This window comes from Flavobacterium johnsoniae (assembly GCF_030388325.1).
Lineage (GTDB): Bacteria > Bacteroidota > Bacteroidia > Flavobacteriales > Flavobacteriaceae > Flavobacterium > Flavobacterium johnsoniae_C.
The window spans coordinates 4,703,154-4,721,878 of the sequence record NZ_CP103794.1 but is presented as its reverse complement, the minus strand read 5'-3'; the positions used below and the strand labels follow the sequence as shown (position 1 = coordinate 4,721,878).

The 18,725-nt window shown below is 33.0% G+C and carries 12 protein-coding genes; 5 read left to right on the top strand and 7 right to left on the bottom strand.

The genetic code is table 11. The features are described from left to right. Positions 1-47 precede the first annotated feature (47 nt). The 7 genes from NYQ10_RS19980 to NYQ10_RS19950 all read right to left on the bottom strand — a co-directional run bounded on the left by NYQ10_RS19980 (position 48) and on the right by NYQ10_RS19950 (position 8,789). Positions 48-1,853 carry an acyl-CoA dehydrogenase family protein gene (locus tag NYQ10_RS19980; protein ID WP_289877992.1) on the bottom strand — a complete coding sequence of 602 codons (1,806 nt, stop codon included), beginning with the start codon at positions 1,851-1,853 and terminating at the stop codon, positions 48-50. Positions 1,854-1,899: 46 nt separating this feature from the next. Continuing rightward, positions 1,900-2,250 (bottom strand): four helix bundle protein, encoded by a 351-nt coding sequence (locus tag NYQ10_RS19975; RefSeq protein ID WP_289877991.1) that lies wholly within the window; start codon positions 2,248-2,250, stop codon positions 1,900-1,902. Positions 2,251-2,371: 121 nt separating this feature from the next. After that, the gene (locus NYQ10_RS19970; protein ID WP_289877990.1) at positions 2,372-3,553 is read right to left on the bottom strand and encodes a thiolase family protein; all 1,182 of its coding nucleotides are present in this window, start codon (positions 3,551-3,553) and stop codon (positions 2,372-2,374) included. Positions 3,554-3,643: 90 nt separating this feature from the next. After that, the gene (locus NYQ10_RS19965) at positions 3,644-6,034 is read right to left on the bottom strand and encodes a 3-hydroxyacyl-CoA dehydrogenase/enoyl-CoA hydratase family protein (protein WP_289877989.1); all 2,391 of its coding nucleotides are present in this window, start codon (positions 6,032-6,034) and stop codon (positions 3,644-3,646) included. 58 nt (positions 6,035-6,092) lie between these two features. Next, entirely contained in the window at positions 6,093-6,551 is a 459-nt protein-coding gene (locus NYQ10_RS19960) for a MarR family winged helix-turn-helix transcriptional regulator (RefSeq protein WP_289877988.1), read from the bottom strand. Between the two features lie 221 nt (positions 6,552-6,772). Further along, a complete protein-coding gene (locus NYQ10_RS19955) occupies positions 6,773-7,810 on the bottom strand; it encodes a helix-turn-helix transcriptional regulator (protein ID WP_289877987.1) in 1,038 nt (345 codons plus the stop codon). A gap of 364 nt (positions 7,811-8,174) precedes the next feature. After that, a complete protein-coding gene (locus NYQ10_RS19950) occupies positions 8,175-8,789 on the bottom strand; it encodes an HD domain-containing protein (RefSeq protein WP_289877986.1) in 615 nt (204 codons plus the stop codon). 382 nt (positions 8,790-9,171) lie between these two features. Here NYQ10_RS19950 and NYQ10_RS19945 point away from each other — a divergent pair, with 382 nt between their 5' ends. From NYQ10_RS19945 to NYQ10_RS19925, 5 genes are all read left to right on the top strand, one after another. Further along, positions 9,172-10,689, top strand: coding sequence for a TROVE domain-containing protein (locus NYQ10_RS19945; RefSeq protein WP_289877985.1), 1,518 nt, complete (start codon positions 9,172-9,174; stop codon positions 10,687-10,689). Positions 10,690-11,747: 1,058 nt separating this feature from the next. Continuing rightward, entirely contained in the window at positions 11,748-13,169 is a 1,422-nt protein-coding gene (locus tag NYQ10_RS19940; RefSeq protein WP_289877984.1) for an RtcB family protein, read from the top strand. A 406-nt stretch (positions 13,170-13,575) separates the two neighbouring features. Beyond that, positions 13,576-14,376 (top strand): TatD family hydrolase, encoded by an 801-nt coding sequence (locus NYQ10_RS19935; protein WP_289877983.1) that lies wholly within the window; start codon positions 13,576-13,578, stop codon positions 14,374-14,376. A 67-nt stretch (positions 14,377-14,443) separates the two neighbouring features. Then, positions 14,444-14,722: a hypothetical protein gene (locus NYQ10_RS19930; RefSeq protein WP_289877982.1), complete on the top strand. Its 279-nt coding sequence runs from the start codon at positions 14,444-14,446 to the stop codon at positions 14,720-14,722. Between the two features lies 1 nt (position 14,723). Next, positions 14,724-18,536 (top strand): NACHT domain-containing protein, encoded by a 3,813-nt coding sequence (locus NYQ10_RS19925; protein WP_289877981.1) that lies wholly within the window; start codon positions 14,724-14,726, stop codon positions 18,534-18,536. Positions 18,537-18,725 lie beyond the last annotated feature (189 nt).

The following is an 18,725-nucleotide window of genomic DNA, read 5'->3' as shown; positions in this document are numbered from 1 at the left end:
ACTTGTGCGGGTTTATAACAAATTAAAAGCTAAAAACTATCTTGATATTAGAAGCAGTATGAATTTTCTGCAACTAATTTAGAGGCAATTGTTTCTCTTAGTGCCACTACGTTTGGCAGGTTTGTGTATTTTGTAAAACGTTTTAATCCCATTAACATCATACGTTGTTCGTCACCTTCAGAGAAAGAAGCGATTCCTTCTTTACCTCTTAAGTTTACGATATCTACCGCTTTGTACAAGTATAATTTTGCCATAGCGATTTGCTCTTTTACTTTATCTTCACCTTCTCTCTTAGCTAATTTCTCAGTTCTAAGAATAGTACTTTCAGCCATGTAGATTTCGATTAAGATATCAGCAGCAGCCATCAATAATTGTTGGTGAGAATCTAAATCCGGACCATATTTTTGAACAGCACTACCAGCAACCATTAAGAAAACTTTTTTCAGGTTTGCAATGATTCCTTTTTCTTCTGCAAATAATTCAGAGAAATCTGGAGTATCAAAAGATGGAATTCCCATTAATTCTTCTTGAACTTTCATTGCTGGTCCAAGTAAATCTACGTGACCTTTCATTGCTTTTTTGATCAACATACCTACAGAAAGCATTCTGTTGATTTCGTTTGTTCCTTCGTAGATTCTAGCGATACGAGCATCTCTCCAAGCACTTTCCATAGGAGTATCTTCAGAGAATCCCATTCCACCGAAAACTTGAATACCTTCATCAGAACAATTTTGAACGTCCTCAGAAACCGCTACTTTTAAGATTGAACACTCAATAGCATATTCTTCAACACCTTTTAATTCAGCTTCTTGGTGAGAAGTTCCTTCTGCTTCACGAGCTGCAATTCTGTCTTCGATATCTTTTGCAGCACGGTAAGAAGCACTTTCTCCAGCGTAAGCATTAGTTGCCATTTCAGCTAATTTAGAACGGATAGCTCCAAAAGATGAAATGGACGTATTGAACTGAATTCGTTCGTTAGCATATTTTACCGCTCCAGAAGTAACTCTTCTTTGAGCATCAAGACAAGCAGCAGCCAATTTAATACGACCAACATTTAAAGCGTTCATTGCAATTTTGAAACCGTTTCCTCTTTCAGACAACATGTTTTCAACTGGAACTTTTGTTTCGTTGAAGAAAACCTGACGAGTAGAAGAAGCACGAATTCCTAATTTATGTTCTTCTTCATTCATAGAAATTCCGTTTGAAGGATCGTTTTCTACGATGAAACCTGTAATATTTTTATCATCTCCAATACGAGCAAAAACGATGAAAACGCTGCAGAAACCTGCATTCGAAATCCACATTTTTTGACCAGTAATTAAATAATGAGTTCCGTCTTCAGATAAAACAGCTTTAGTTTTTCCTGAGTTAGCATCAGATCCTGCGCCTGGTTCAGTTAAGCAATAAGCTCCAAACCATTCTCCAGAAGCCAATTTTGGAACGTATTTTTTCTTTTGTTCTTCAGTACCGTAAAGTGTAATTGGCATTGTTCCAATCCCAGTGTGAGCACCAAAAGCAGTTGAGAACGAACCTGTTGCTCCAGAAATGTAGTCACAAACCAACATTGTAGAAACAAATCCCATTCCTAATCCGCCATATTCTTCTGGAACTGCAACTCCCAGAAGTCCTAGTTCACCAGCTTTACGCATAGATGATTCTGTATAAGCGTAATCTTTTTTCTCAAAACGATCTTTATGCGCCCATAATTCTTTGTCTACGAACTCTTTTACAGAGTCACGCATCATTAACTGCTCTTCCGAGAAATCTTCTGGTGTGAAGATATCTTCGCATTTTGTTTCTTTAACTAAAAACTGACCACCACGAGTCACGTTTTTTTCGATTGTATCTGCCATTTTGTTTTTTGTTTAGGTAAAAGATGAAAGAAGCAAGAAGCAAGATTTAATTCAACTTACTTATGAAACCTGATGTCATCCTTTGAAATTCAATTATTTTGTTCTCTATTTCTTCTGTTTTTGTTTTGGATAGATAGTCATTTTGAAAAGCTATCAACAATTGTGTTTGTAATTCAAATGACGAACCTAAACTAATATTCAAATAATGCTGAAAGTGTTTATTTCCTCTGTTTGAACCTTCAGCAATATTAGAAGGCATTGAAACAGAACATCGATTCATTTGACTTGTCAAACTATACGTTTCTGATTTTGGAAAAGTAGAAGTTAGTTTATAGATGTCATTTGTAATTTCCATAGCTAAAATCCAAATTTTCAAATTCTTAAAATTGTGTTTCATGTTTTTGAGGCAAGATAAGAAGAAAAATTAAAAAGTAGGTTTTTTATTACTTTTTGAAAATCTATCTAAAAAAAACTTTTCATCCCAAATAGAAAGTCTTTCTTCTTTCCTCTAAAAAGTCTTATAATACCTCGTAAATACCCGCAGAACCTTGTCCAGTCCCCACACACATCGAAACGATTCCGTATTTATTACCTCTGCGTTTCATTTCGTCGAACAACTGAACAGAAAGCTTAGCGCCTGTACATCCCAGAGGGTGTCCTAAAGCGATCGCTCCACCGTTTACGTTTACAATTTCCGGGTTTATATTTAATTCGCGAGTTACTGCTAAAGCTTGTGAAGCAAAAGCCTCGTTTAATTCGATTAACTCGATATCATTTAATGTTAATCCCGCTTGTTTCAATGCTTTCGGAATTGCTTTTACAGGACCGATACCCATAATCCTTGGCTCAACACCAGAAGAAGCAAAGTTTACAAGTCTTGCAATTGGCTCAAGGTTTAATTCTTTAACCATTTCTTCGCTCATGATTAAAACGAATGCTGCACCGTCGCTCATTTGAGAAGAGTTACCAGCAGTTACACTTCCATCAGCAGCAAAAACAGGTTTTAAACCTGCTAAAGCAGCAACAGAAGTTCCAGCTCTTGGTCCTTCGTCTTGTTTTACAACGTATGATTTTGTTTCTTTTTTACCATTTTCATTAATGAAAGTCTGCTCAACAGTAATTGGAACGATTTGTTTGTCGAATTTTCCTTCTGCTTGTGCTTTCAACGCTTTCATGTGAGAGTTGTAAGCAAACTCATCCTGATCTTCTCTAGAGATTTTGTATTGGTTAGCCACCGCTTCAGCAGTTAAACCCATTCCCCAGTAGTAATCTTCGTGACCTGCCGCAGCAACTTTATAATCTGGAGTTGGTTTGTAACCACCCATCGGAATAAAACTCATACTTTCTGCACCACCAGCGATTATACAATCTGCCATTCCTGATTGGATTTTAGCAGTCGCCATTCCGATAGTTTCAAGTCCAGATGCGCAATAACGGTTTACAGTTACACCAGGAACGTCTTCTACTTTTAATCCCATTAAAGAGATCAAACGTCCAACGTTAAGACCTTGTTCTGCTTCTGGCATGGCATTTCCTACCATAACGTCGTCGATACGTTTTTTATCAAAATTAGGCAACTCATCCATCATAAACTGGATCGTTTCTGCAGCTAATTCATCAGGCCTTTTAAATCTAAAAACACCTTTTGGAGCTTTTCCAACTGCTGTTCTATATGCTTTTACTATATATGCTGTTTTCATTTGTTTTTGTTTTTTAAGATTGATTAGAAGAAAGAGGCAAGAGGCAAGATATTTCTAAAGTCTTGCTTCTTGTTTCTTGCATCTTATTATCTAATTACGAAGCGGTTTTCCTTTAGTTAACATATATTGAATACGCTCCAGAGTTTTTCTCTCCGTACAAAGAGATAAGAAAGCTTCACGTTCGATATCTAATAAATATTGTTCAGATACTAAAGTTGCTTCAGATAAATCACCACCAGCCATTACGTAAGCCAGTTTGTTTGCGATTTTCTTGTCGTGCTCAGAAATGTATTTTCCAGCCTGCATTTGATCTGTTCCAACTAAGAACATACCTAAAGCTTGTTTTCCTAGAACTTTAATATCGTTTCTTCTGATTGGCTGTGTATAGCCAGCTTCGGCTATTAACAATGCATGTTTTTTAGCTTCAGCAATCTGACGATCTTTGTTTACGACAATAACGTCTTTTCCGTGCTGTAAAAGTCCAGTATCAAAAGCTTCATAACCAGAAGTCGAAACTTTAGCCATAGCGATTGTCAAGAAATACTCTTGAAGAACGTTTAACTCCACATCGTTTTTGCGGAATAAATCTGAAGCTCTTAAAGTCATTTCTTTAGAACCTCCACCGCCAGGAATAACTCCAACACCAAATTCAACTAATCCCATATAAGTTTCTGCAGCCGCAACGACTTTATCAGCGTGCAAGCTCATTTCGCATCCACCGCCAAAAGTCATTCCGTGAGGTGCTACAACAACTGGAATTGAAGAATAACGAACACGCATCATTGTATCTTGGAACAATTTAATTGCCATGTTCAATTCGTCGTATTCTTGCTCAACCGCCATCATGAAAATCATTCCGATATTAGCCCCAACAGAGAAATTCGCTGCTTGGTTTCCAATAACTAAACCTTGATATTCTTTTTCAGATAAGTCGATTGCTTTATTGATAGCTTGAAGTACATCACCACCAATTGTATTCATTTTAGATTGGAATTCTAAGTTCAAAATTCCGTCTCCTAAATCCTGAATGATTGCACCACTGTTGCTCCAAACTTTTTTGCTTTCGCGAATGTTGTTCAGAATAATAAATGAATCTTGTCCAGGAACTTTTACTTGTGATTTTGTTGGAATGTTATAGAAATAAGTTGCTCCTTCTTTTACAGAGTAGAAACTTTCGCTTCCAGAAGCCAACATTTCAGTAACCCATGCAGCAGGCTCTAAACCTTCTGCTTTCATGATTTCGATTCCTTTTGCAACACCAATTGCATCCCAGATTTCGAATGGACCATTTTCCCATCCAAAACCAGCTTTCATGGCATCGTCAATTTTGTATAATTCGTCTGAGATTTCAGGAACTCTGTTTGAAACGTAAGCAAACATTCCAGCGAAACTCTTACGGTAGAATTCTCCTGCTTTGTCTGTTCCTTTTACTAAAACTTTAAAACGATTGATTGGTTTATCAATCGTTTTAGTTAATTCTAAAGTTGCAAAATTTGCTTTTTTTGCAGCGCGGTATTCTAATGTATCTAAGTCTAAAGAAAGAATATCTTTATCTACTTTTTTATAAAAACCTTGTCCAGTTTTGCTTCCTAACCAATTATTTTCCATCATTTTGTTGATGAAATCAGGAAGTTTGAACAATTCGTGTTGTTCGTCGTTCGGGCAGTTTTCGTAAATACCATTGGCAACGTGTACCAAAGTATCTAAACCAACAACATCAACGGTACGGAAAGTAGCCGATTTTGGACGACCAATTACTGGTCCAGTCAATTTATCAACTTCTTCAATTGTTAATCCCATTTCTTTTACCAAGTGGAATAAACTCTGGATTCCGTAAATACCAATTCTGTTTCCAATAAACGCTGGAGTATCTTTAGCAACAACCGAAGTTTTTCCTAAGAATTTAGATCCGTATTCGTTTAAGAAATCCAATACTTCAGTTGAAGTTTTTGGACCAGGAATAATTTCAAATAATTTTAAGTAACGCGCAGGGTTAAAAAAGTGAGTTCCGCAGAAGTGTTGTTGAAAATCTTCGCTTCTTCCTTCACTCATAAAGTGAATTGGAATACCAGAAGTGTTTGAAGTAACCAAAGTTCCCGGTTTACGGAATTTCTCGATTTGTTCAAAAACTAATTTCTTAATATCCAAACGTTCAACTACAACCTCAATAATCCAGTCAACATTAGCAATTTTTGCCATATCATCTGTTGTATTTCCAGTTGTAATTCGGTTTGCGAATTTCTGACTGTAAATAGGAGATGGTTTTGATTTTAATGAATTCGCCAAATGTTCGTTTACCACACGGTTGCGAACGGCTTTACTTTCAAGTGTTAATCCTTTTTTAGCTTCAGCTTCGGTCAGTTCACGCGGTACAATGTCCAGAAGTAAAACTTCGACACCAATGTTTGCAAAATGACAAGCTATACCTGAACCCATAATTCCGGATCCAATTACAGCAACTTTTTTAATTGTGCGTTTCATAATTTGTTACTTGTTTGTTTTTTGCAGGGTTTTGAATTATTTCTTGTCTTACGAAATGCTATTCGTTTTCTGCGTTTTCTGTTTGATTAAATATGTTTTTGTCATGAATTAATTCATTAATGATTTCCGAGACTTCAATAAAATGTTTCAGTTTTTCTTCAGAAACATGTTTTCTAACGGTTTCATTAAATTTCAGAACTGTATTTTTAGATAAATCCCTTTTTTCTTTTCCAAAATCGGTCAGATAGATTAAAACACCTCTGCCGTCGCTTGGGTTTTTCTTGCGAACAATTAAACCTTTTTCTTCCATAGATTTTAAGGTTCTTGTTAAGCTGGTGGCTTCCATGCCCATTCTTGGACCTAAAGCTGTTGATGGAGTTCCTTCTTCCTTGTCCATACTTAAAAGAGCAAATCCTGTCGCCATTGTTGCGTCGTATTTAGCAGCTTCTTCGTTATACATTCTTGAAACAGCCTGCCATGTCGCTCTTAAAATATAATCTATCGTTTTGTCTTTCATAGGTAACTATATCGATTTCAAATATAATTAAAAAATACTATGCATGCATATAATTTTTTAATAATTTTTTGGTTAGTTATAAAATATCCCTGATTTAGAGGGTTTTGGTTGTTTATTTTAAGTGTAATATACTATTCTTTTTTTAGATTTTAACATTTTTAATGCAGTAAAAATCTCTTTTTGGTTTTTAAAACGAATAAAATTCTCTATTCTATAAAAAATTATAAATTTAATTCATTTGTTTGTTCTGATTCATAGCGGGAAATAGCGTCTTGAAGTATCTTTTTCATACGATTTCTCAAACCTTCTGGCCTTAAAATTTCAACACAGCTTCCAAAACCTAATAAAAGCCGTTCCATTTCGTAATTTGGTATTACATATATATGTATAATGACACTTCTGTCTTCGTTTTCTTTAATTAAACGCTGAGATTCATGCAACGGTTTTGTGAGTACATAAGGGGCATTGGAAGCGTCAACCCATAATTCGATTCTTCTAGCTTTTAATCCCGAATTAACCGTAACGCCAATTATATCTTTATAATAATCATCGGCATCAAAATCTTCTTCTAAATAGGGAAGATTAAAATCGTAATCTATAGAAATGATTCTGTCTAAAGCTAAATTGGTAATCGGTTGGGAAGCTTTTTTCTTTCCCACCAAAAACCAACGATTGTTGAATTCCTTTAATATAAAAGGATGAAAATGGAATTTCGTTTCTTCTCTTGACTTAAAAGATTTATAAGTAATAATCAGAACCATTTTTTTGATAATCGCTTGATATATTTCGTCCAAATAATGCAAACCTTTTAAGTTTTCGTTTTTATCCAGATAAATAACTGGTTTTGTATGCGATTTTTCGGCGTAGATTTTATCCTCCAAACGTTGCAAAATATCCGATACATCATTAAATAATGAGAAATCTTTAAATTGCTTCAACATAGAAACCGTTTCGGTCAAAACATTCATATCGGTTTCCGTCAGCGGAATATCGGTTATCGTGAAATCTTCGTCTTCATATTTATAATACTTTTTATCGTAAACCACGATTGGGGCATTATAACCCAATTTCTCACTTCGCATCAACTGAATATCCATCTGAATGGTTCGCTTGCTAATTGGATTCTGTCGTCCTTCATATTCAAATAAAGCTTCAGAACATTCTTCGATTAAATCTTCTAAAGTCCATTGCCTGTATTTATTCTGAAGGCATTTATCGATTGTTTTGTATCGTATTAAGGCGTTTTTGTTTTGTGACATTGCGGTGTGTGTTTTGCTCGCAAAGTCGCGAAGGCGCAAAGTTTTTATTTTTTAAGCCACAGATTATAAGGATTAGAATGATTTCTCTCATTTTTTGTCATTTCGACGAAGGAAAAATCTCCACAAGTAACTCCGCATCGAGAAGCCAATCTTTGTAGAGCTTCTCGCGAAGATTTCTCCTTACGTCGAAATGACAAACTGCGCGTTTAATTAATACTTTAAATAAATACTTTGCGACTTCGCGTCTTTGCGAGATTAATTCGTCGTTGCATATTTTGGGCGTGTCCCTTCGGGTCGGGCTTTCGGCTAAATCTTTTGTTCCATTTCATTTCACAAAAGGATACCGCCTCAATCCCTCACGCATTTACGTTAATAACAAAATCTCTTTTTCAATATTAGCCCGAGCTTTTTCTTCATACAAACCCCTAAACTCATCCGTTTGAAAAATAAACTCATTCTCCAGAAAATGCTTCAACGCTTTTGCGCGCCCGGGTTTGTATAGAAAATCAGGATAAATGCGGTATTCTTTTCTAATTTGTTCAAAATAGATTTTATAATCGTTCCAATCTTTAGCGAGGATTTTCAAATCAAAATCGATTAACCAATTAATATCTTCGATTGAATTGTGTTGATGTTGCTGTGTCGCACAGATTATATCAAAAACTAATTGCTTATTTAAGGTGTGATTTTTAGTTAAAATCGCCAAAGCATATTCAGCACTTTTGAGTTCGTTATCTTTTTTAGAAGCCGAATAAATAAAATCATGATAGAAAATTGAAAATAATATTTCGTTTGGCTTTTGAAGTTGATCACGATATATTTCAAAACTGACAATCATTTCTTTTAAATGTGTGAGATTATGATAATGTCTTGATTTCGCTGAATATGACTTTTCTAGATCGTTCCAATTTTGCTGAATTTCATTCGCTGAAAAGCCAATATTAGAAAGTAATTCAGAATAGATTTCCTTTAAATTCATCTTGTGTTTTTGTTTTTATCTATGAAAAGCTCTGGAGGAGCGTAATATTTATAGCCAATTTGTAAACGACGGTTAAAAAGCTCCAGAGGAGCGACACCTTCAATTTTTATATTTCATCAATACATATGTCACCCCGCTGGGGCTTTTGAAAAGGATACTGAAAAGTTGTTATAAAGATTTCGTCCCTCTGGGACTATTTTTTCTAATTTAGAAATATCTATAAATATGCCGCCCCTCTTGGACTTACGCGCTTTTTTCAAATTAATATTTACTCAAATTTAAAATTCTTTTTTTACTGCGCAAAATAATTGCGTAGTGGTTTTGAAATCTTTGCTCAAGAAATAAAACAATAATCATTGTCTAATTTTAAAAACCAGAAATTATGAAATTCAATTTTTTAGCAAAAGAGAAAAACAATATAGTTAATCATGAAAATGCTCTAGCTTTTTCTTTAACATCAGAATACGAATTATATGCTGCAGTTGTAACAACAAGTTTGAGTGCTTCGTTTTATGAAAAAGATACAACTCGTTTAGAGCGAATCAAAAACTTGATCAAAAAATGTAACCCGTTATTTGTGGCAAAGTTGGCGGTTTATGCACGTAACGAAATGCATATGCGTTCTGTACCATTGGTTTTGGTTGTTGAATTAGCCAAAATATATTCAGGCGATTCTTTAATCAGTAAAATGATAACACACGTAATTCAGCGTGCAGACGAGATAACAGAATTATTGGCTTATTATCAAATGGCAAACGAACGAAACGGCGTTAAAAAATTAAATCGTTTGTCAAAGCAAATCCAAAAAGGTTTGGCGGTTTCGTTTAATAAATTTGACGAATATCAATTCGCAAAATACAACCGCGATGGTGTGGTTAAATTAAAAGACGCCTTGTTTTTGGTTCATCCAAAAGCAAAAGACGAAGCACAGCAAGCAATTTTTAATAAAGTTGCAACGAATACTTTGCAAACACCATATACTTGGGAAACGGAGTTGTCGCAATTAGGTCAAATAAAGTTTTATAACGAATTTGAAAAACAAAAAGCTTTCACCCAGAAATGGGAAGAATTGATCGATAGCGGTAAAGTAGGTTACATGGCTTTGTTGCGTAACTTACGAAATATCTTAGAAGCGAATGTTTCTGGTTTTCATATCCAAAAAGTATGCGATTACCTTTCTAACGAAAAAGCTGTCGCCAACTCCAAACAATTGCCATTCCGATTTTTAGCAGCGTATCGTGAAGTGAAAGATTTGAATTTTAAATTCGCTTCTATGGTTTTAGATGCTTTAGAAGATGCTGTTAAGGTAAGTTCACAAAACATAAAAGGTTTTGATTTGAATACATCTATTGTAATTGCGTGTGACGTTTCGGGTTCGATGCAACAGCCAATTTCAGCAAAAAGTAAAGTATTGCTTTACGATATTGGTTTGATGTTGGGTATGTTAATGCAAAGCCGTTGTAAAAATGTAATGAGCGGTATGTTTGGTGATCGTTGGAAAATAATCAATATGCCAAAACGAAGCATATTAGCCAACGTTAACGAATATTACAAACGTGAAGGTGAAGTAGGTTATGCTACAAACGGTCATTTGGTTTTGGAAGATTTAATCAGCCGAAAAGAAATTGTAAACAAGGTAATGTTGTTTACAGATGTTCAAATGTGGAATAATGCGTACACAAAAGACTCCTTTGCAAACTCCTGGAGCCGATACAAAAAGATCGCTCCAAATGCAAAATTGTATTTGTTTGATTTGGCTGGTTACGGTCAGTCACCAATAAACATCGAAAAAAACGATGTATATTTAATAGCCGGTTGGTCAGATAAAGTATTTGATGTTTTGAATGCTTTAGAAGATAAAAACAGTGCTTTGAATTACATTAACCGAATCGAATTGTAAAAAAGAATCTACTGCGCAAAATAATTGCGCAGTATGTTTTGAATATTTGTAAAAGAAATTAGTTCATTGAAAATAAGAATAAAAAACAAGTGTCGTAGATAAGTGTTACTTCGCTGTTAACGACGTTGTCGCGGGTTCGAGCCCCGCCACTTCCGCAAGAAAAAAAATATAAAAGGAAGTGTAGCTCAGTGGTAGAGCACGTAAATTTCACTTATCGTTTGTTGCCTTGTTTAAAAAATAAAAAAAAGAATGTCGTAAATAAGAGTTACTTCGTCTCAAATTTGGGGAGGAATAGCGAAGTTGTAAAATCAGCAAGGTTATCCAGTTCGACTCTGGCAAGACAAGCCCCGTTTCTCTTATTGCTTTTTACTTCTTTTTAAAAACTGAAAAATGTCGTGTGTGAGAGCTACTTCGTAAAGGTTTCAAAATACTCTCATCAATTATTACTTTTTCAAAAAATAAGATGCCGTGTATAAGTGTTACTTCGTCGGTTGATTTATTAGGTTCGAATCCTAAAGTCACTTATCAATTATTGCTCTTAAAAAAAGAGTGTCGTCGGGAAATGGTTCCTTCGTTCCAAAGAAATTTAAACCATTCCTAAATGTTACCTCTTTTATAATTAAAAAAAATCGATGTTGAAAAACATCATATAAATAAAATTAAGCATAAGGTTTGTCATTTCGACTGAAAGGAGAAATCACACGCGGGATTCGACAAAGATTGGCGACGTTCTGTACGGAGTTTCTAGTGTGATTTCTCCTTTCAGTCGAAATGACAAAAAAAGAGAAAATCATTTTAATCCTCATAATCTGTGACTTAAAAAAGAAAAAGATTGGCGATTTTGATTGCGGAGTTACTTGCGAAGATTTCTCGTTCCTCGAAATGACAAACTGTATGTTAATCACTTTTAATAAAACTTTGCGTCTTAGCGACTTTGCGAGAAATATGTCTTCGCTGAACAAAAAAATAGAAAAAAAACTACGTAAAATAACTGCGAAGCAGTAAAAAACCTTTGCGACTTTGTCACTTTGAACCTTTGCCCCTTAAAAAACAAAAAAGTGAAAACACAAATAAACGGAACAGATATATTAGAATTAGGATTCCCAGAAGGAAAAATAATCGGAATTGCCTTAAAAATAAACAGTAAAAGAAACGGATTCACAAGAGACGAAATGATTGCCAATTTCAAAAACGTTCTAGAAACTCCAGAGAACTATATCGACGATAAAATCTTCAGCAAATTGGCTGTAGCTTTAATCGAAAAATCGAATGAAAAACCAGAAGATTTTATTGCTTTAAATGAAAATCCGAATGCTTATTCCGCTTACGGATTAGATCATATCGAAGACGGTGCCAGAAAACAAATGGAAGTTGCCATGAAACTGCCTGTGACGGTTGCAGGAGCTTTAATGCCAGACGCGCACCAAGGTTACGGATTACCAATTGGCGGAGTTTTAGCCACAAAAAATGCCATTATTCCGTATGGCGTTGGTGTTGATATTGGATGTAGAATGGCGTTGTCGGTTTACGATATTCCAGAAGATTTTTACTTTGAAAACGAAGCCAAATTCAAAAGAGAATTAATTGCGAATTCTATTTTTGGAGCAGGTCACGGATTTCACGGTCAGTACAAATCAGATCATGCGGTTTTAGAGAACGAAACGTTCAATATGAATCCGTTTGTGAAGAATTTGAAAGATAAAGCTTGGTCGCAATTAGGATCTTCGGGTGGTGGAAATCACTTTGTGGAATTCGGAATCATGGAATTTGCGCAAGACGATGCAGTTTTGAATATTCCAAAAGGAAAATACGTCGCTTTGCTAACGCATTCTGGTTCACGCGGAATGGGCGCCACAATTGCCGGACATTATACTAAAATCGCCAAAGACGAATGTAAACTTCCAGAAGTGGCCAAAAACTTAGCGTATTTGGATATGAATTCACAATTAGGACAAGAATATTGGCTGGCGATGAATTTGGCGGGAGATTACGCTTCGGCTTGTCACGAGATTATCCATAATAAAATGGAATGCGCTTTGGGTGCAACGATTTTAGCCAAAGTTGAAAACCACCATAATTTCGCTTGGAAAGAAATCTGGAACGGCGAAGAAGTGATCGTACATAGAAAAGGAGCAACTCCAGCGGGAAAAGGCGTTATGGGAATCATTCCAGGAAGTATGACTGCACCGGGATTTTTGGTGAGAGGAAAAGGAGAGGAGAACGCTATTAATTCGGCTTCGCATGGGGCAGGAAGACAAATGAGTAGAACTCAAGCCATAAAAAACATCACACAAACTGAAATGAAATCCATCCTGCAAGATCATGGCGTTACGCTTATCGGCGCAGGTCTAGACGAAGCCCCAATGGCGTATAAAGATATCAATCAGGTGATGGAAGCGCAACAGGATTTGGTTGATGTTGTGGCGAAGTTTACACCGAAACTGGTTAGAATGGCAGATGATGGAAGTAAAGAAGATTAGATCTTCTTTTAGGTTCAAAGTTGCAAAGTAACAAAGTTGCAAAGGTTTCTCATCACAGTGATTACTCTCATTTTATGTCATTTCGACGAAGGAGAAATCTCCGCAAGTAGCTCCACAACGTGAGTCCAATCTTTGTAGAGTTTCTCGCGAAGATTTCTACTCCGTCGAAATGACAACTTTGTGGTTGCTTTGAGCTTAAATAATTTTTTCACGCAGATTTTGCAGATTCCAGCGGATTTAAAAAGATTTTTATAAATAATCTGGGCATATCTGCTTAAATCATTTTAAATCTGCGTAAAAAAACTTTGCGACTCTGCGCCTTTGCGAGATTAACAAAATAATAACCAACACAAAGAATAAAAAAAACTTTGTGTCTTAGTGCCTTCGTGGCAAAAAATAAAAAAAAATGAAAACATACATAGATATCGGAATTAATTTAACCAACAAACAATTCCAAAACGACATAGACGATGTCGTACAAGACGCGCTCGACGCCGATGTATCGCAAATGATACTCACGGGAACAAGCGTACGAAACAGCGAAGCTTCATTAGAAATCGCAAAACAATATCCAGGAATATTATATTCGACGGCAGGAATTCATCCGCATGATGCGAAGAGTTTCGATGAAAAAAGCATTTCGAAACTGCGCAATTTATTAAAGCAGAAACAAGTTATTTCCGTTGGCGAATGCGGACTCGATTTTGATCGTGATTTTTCGCCCCGAAACAAACAGGAAGAATGTTACAAAGCCCAATTAGAATTGGCGATTGAAGTCCAGAAACCTTTGTTTTTGCATGAGAGAAGAGCTTTTAATTCTTTTATGAACATCACCAAAGACTATTTACCGCAATTGCCAAAAGCCGTTGTGCATTGTTTTACGGGAACTTCGCAAGAAGCCAAAACCTATCTCGATAACGGATTTTATCTGGGTTTTACGGGAGCGATTTCTGATGCCAAACGTTTCAGTCATTTAAAAGAAGTCATTCAGTACGTACCGCTCGACCGAATGATGATTGAAACCGATGCGCCGTTTATGCTTCCTAAAAATGTCCCGAACAGCCTTTTGAAGAAATACCACGAACGCCGTTGCGAACCCGCTTTTCTGCCGTATGTTGCCGGAACAATTGCACAGTTTAAAGGAATTACTTTAGCTAAAGTGGCGGAGGAAACGACGAGGAATTCTAAAAGCTTTTTTGGGATTTAGGAGTAATGAAATGTTTGAGAACTTTAGTATTAGTAAATTTGTATATTTGATTAAACATAAGTCTGAAATGAATAAAAAAATAAAATACATAATAATTGCTCTTAATATTATAGTTTTAGTAATAGCAGTTAATTGGTATCTAAAAGATAAAAACGAGGAACCATTAATTGCAATTATTACTCAATTTATAGCTCTCATTGTCTTGTTTTTTGAAGAAAAACTTTCAAAAGTGACTAATATTAAAAATGAAAATACTGATATTGATACAGATATTTCAGGTGATAATAATGTTGAAGTCATGAATAAAAAAAATAAAGATTCTAATATTCGAACAACGATAAGGTAGTATGTTAGGAAAACTTTTTAGTCTTTTAGGAATTAATAAAAAAACGATTTTTATTAATGAAGGTAATGAAGGATCTAATATCATTCAGACGAATATAGAAAATCTTAATTTGAATTCGACAGATGAGTTTGATGAACTTTTATTGCCTAAAATCTTAAAAAGCACTTTATCAGAAAGTGATAAAATTAAATTTGTTGATATTAAGGACAACGATTTTTTATTAAATAGATTTTATTTTGAAAATGAAAATAATGATATTTTAAATTTTTTTAATGAAAATCAAAATACATTAACCTTACTTAATATCTTAAAAAATAATAATAAAGTAATTCTACTTGGTAATCCAGGTTTAGGTAAAACAGTTGAATTAGAGTGTTTTGCTAATGAAATTTGGAATGATAAAGATAACGAATTTGTTCCAGTTTTTAGGAATTTAAAAAATTTTACAGCTGTAAATACAATTGAAAATTACATTAATTTAATGTTTCGTAGATTTCAGAAAGTTGTATTTATTTTGGATGGGATAGATGAAATTACGGATATTCAGGATTTTACATCTAAGCTTGAAAATTTTATTCAAAAACTTGAAATAGAAGAAAGAGAATTTAAGATTTTGCTTAGTTGTAGAACAAATGTCTACGAAAAAATCGTAAAAGGAGTTTATGATTTCAAAGTTTATTATCTAAAAGATTTAATGTATGATCAAAGTATTGAGCTTTTGAAAAATAAATGTGGTGATATTGTTGACTCTCTTAATTTAAATGAATTAGATGTAAGTTTTCTTAAATCGCCTTTCCAAGTTAATATTTTAGCAAATTATGTAAATGACAAAAAAAAACTTCCAACAAATAATGCAGAATTATGGAAGGAATATATTGAAAGCAGGTTCTTTATTGATGAAAATGAAAAGCTAAAAAAAATTACTCTTGATATTACTCTTATTAATGATTATTGTAAAAAAATATCTTTAATAAATGAATTGATGCAAACCAACATATTTGGTGAAGATGATTTATTCAAGATTGTTAAAAAAGATTCCCACGATTTTAAAGAATTTCAAAAAAATCCACTTATTGAATTTCAACTCCAAACAAAGAGATGGAATTTTGAGCATAGAAATATTCAAGAATATTTTGCTTCATTATTAATCTCTGATTTAGAATTTGAAGATATTAAAAAATTTATCTTTATCACTGGAACAAATAAAACACATCCACTATTATTTAATACAATAACATTTTTACTAAATATTTTAGATCATAGTACATCTAAGTTTAAACAATTAATTGATTTTTTGGTAGATAATGAACCAGAATTATTATTTAGAGCTGAAAATGATAGAATTACGGAAGCAATAAGAGAGAGAGTTTTTCAAAAATATTTTGAAGATACGTGTATTGAAAAAACGTATTGGATAGGCACTGACAGAACTTTTAGTATAGAGGAAATTGCAAGATTTGGAGATTGTCAAATAAACTTTGATTATCTTAGTAATATTATAAAAGACGAAGAAAGACATTTTAGAGCGAGGATTTCTGCTTTGAATTTAATTAGCTTCTTTGGAAAAATATCAACTACAAAACAAACTTGGTTTAAGGCTTTTTTAATTGAATATTTATCAGATAATAATAATTCAAAACAAATTAAATCGAGTATGCTTCATTGTATTTCAAGAATGAATATTTGTAATAATGATGAGGATTATTTGCGAAAAATATTGCATGTTTTTAAGGATGAAACCAGTAAACAAATTAATGTTGAAATTTTAAATATAATTAATGAATTTGATTACATTGATTTATATTATGATTTTATCAATGAAGAGTTTTTAAGAGAAAATAATATTAAACCAAGGCTGGAAAAAGATGATGTATCAAGAGGAAATAGTTATGTACTTAATCAATTAATACTAAAAATTAGAGATTCTGATAAATTCATGAATTTTGCCCAGTATTATTTTGACAGCAATAATAACATAGATATTTATTCTACTGATGAGGATGAATTAATACAAAAATGTGTGGAATTTGATAGTAATGATGATCAATTTATTATTAAAATGTTCAAGAAATTAGATATACAAAAAACACATTTTTATTTTGAACGACCAATAAGTGAATTAATATCCAAAATTAGCCGAAAATCCATTAATGGAATTTTTGAATATTTAATAAAATCTTATGATTTTAAAGATGTTAATTATGTATTATCGATTTTAGTTAATGATGAAAATATTTGGTATGTAATTGAAAAGTTTAAAACAACAATAGATGTTGAATATAAAGAAATAGAATATTTTAGGAATGCTACTGCAAATGCTAACAAGAGAGATTTAGCTAAGTTTTTTAATGATGAAATGATAAAAATAGGTTTCTCTTTTAATGAGGAGATGTATTCAGATGAAAAGATTTTAAAAATTCAGGAAGATTTTGAAAAAAAACCTCAAATGAATTTGGATATACTATTTAAAAGGGATGAGTTGCTTGACGAGATTAAGCAAGTTTTCAATGAAAATGGAAAAGAAATTAGTAAGGAACGATTTAGTGAAATCCATTTTAAATGGTATCAAAAAAATGGACATGCAAATAAAATTGATAAATCACTAAAGATATTAAGTCGATTAATTTATCAAATAAAGAGACCAGCTTTATTTGCTGATGTAGAGAAACTCATAAAAGATGATAACTTTATATTTAATGAAATAAAAAACGAAATTAAGAGTAATGAAAAAGTTACAGATAAAGTTAAGATTTCTGAATTCCAAAAAAAAGACATAGGAGATTGGGTTAAGCAAAAAACTATAGAAATAAATTTTAATGAAATTTTTGCTGTAAATTCTTATGGGTTTTCGCAATTAGGAGACTATAATAAATGGGACGATGTTGTTTATTTTTCAAGGAAATTAGATTTGGTTTTGCCTCAAGATTTTCTGCTTAATTCTTTAATTATTCCAGAAATTAGTAGCTATAATGAAGATAAAAGTTGGTTTGATTTTTTTAAAGAAAAAATTATTGATAAAAACACCTTTGATGAAAGGATAAAAGAAAATATTAAGACTTTAAATCTTACAACATATGTTTTGGAAAAACATATAAATTATGCCATTGAGAATTTATTAAAAGAGGTCTTTCCAGAAATTAGAGAATATTTACTGAATCACAAAAGAGAATATAATTTCAAAAAGCAATTATTTAATTTTTATAAACTAGAAAATGATGTAAAATTGCTCAAAGAATGTTGTATTGATCTATATAGTTTCAAAGCATGGGAATCAATTTCTATTTTATTAGAAGAGGGATTAGATAATGATTTTTGTGAAAATAAAGCTCTCGAATATTTAGAGAATATTGATGACGATTTTAATAAGAGTTTTATATCGGACTCTTTAAATGTACTTTTTAAAGTAAAGTCTGAAAGAGCTATTGAGTTTTATTACAGATTTTTGGGTACTGATTTATATGCTTCCGCTCATTCAAATTATTTTGCAGACTACGATGTAGTTAAAGATTATAATATGATAGAATCTTTTTTTAATAAAATTTATTTAGATAAAAAATTTGACAAGACATTTAATAATTCGGCAAGTTTTCTAGATCAGTATGTTTCTAATTTATCGAAAGTTGAGACTTCTTATCTTCAAGTTCAAAAAGTATTATTAGGTATAAAAGATAAATTAAAGGCAAGGGATGAAGATACTGGAATATTCCACATTAATTTATTAATTGACAATTCTAATAATAGTTATATTAACTCTAAGTCAAAACCATTGCCATTTATAGAAGCAATGAAGAAAGTTGAATCAATTTTATATTAAAGCAAAAAGTAAGTTTTTTCTTTATTTTTAAAATAAAAGCATATCTTTGCAATGCAAAACAATCAAAGGAGAAATCCTTAAAACTTTTTTTAAGTTAACATAAACGAATACCTCGTCATGGTGAAGGAACAGGAAACTGTCCTAAATCATTCCTTTGAATGTTTTGCACACCTAAAGCGAGGTATTCGC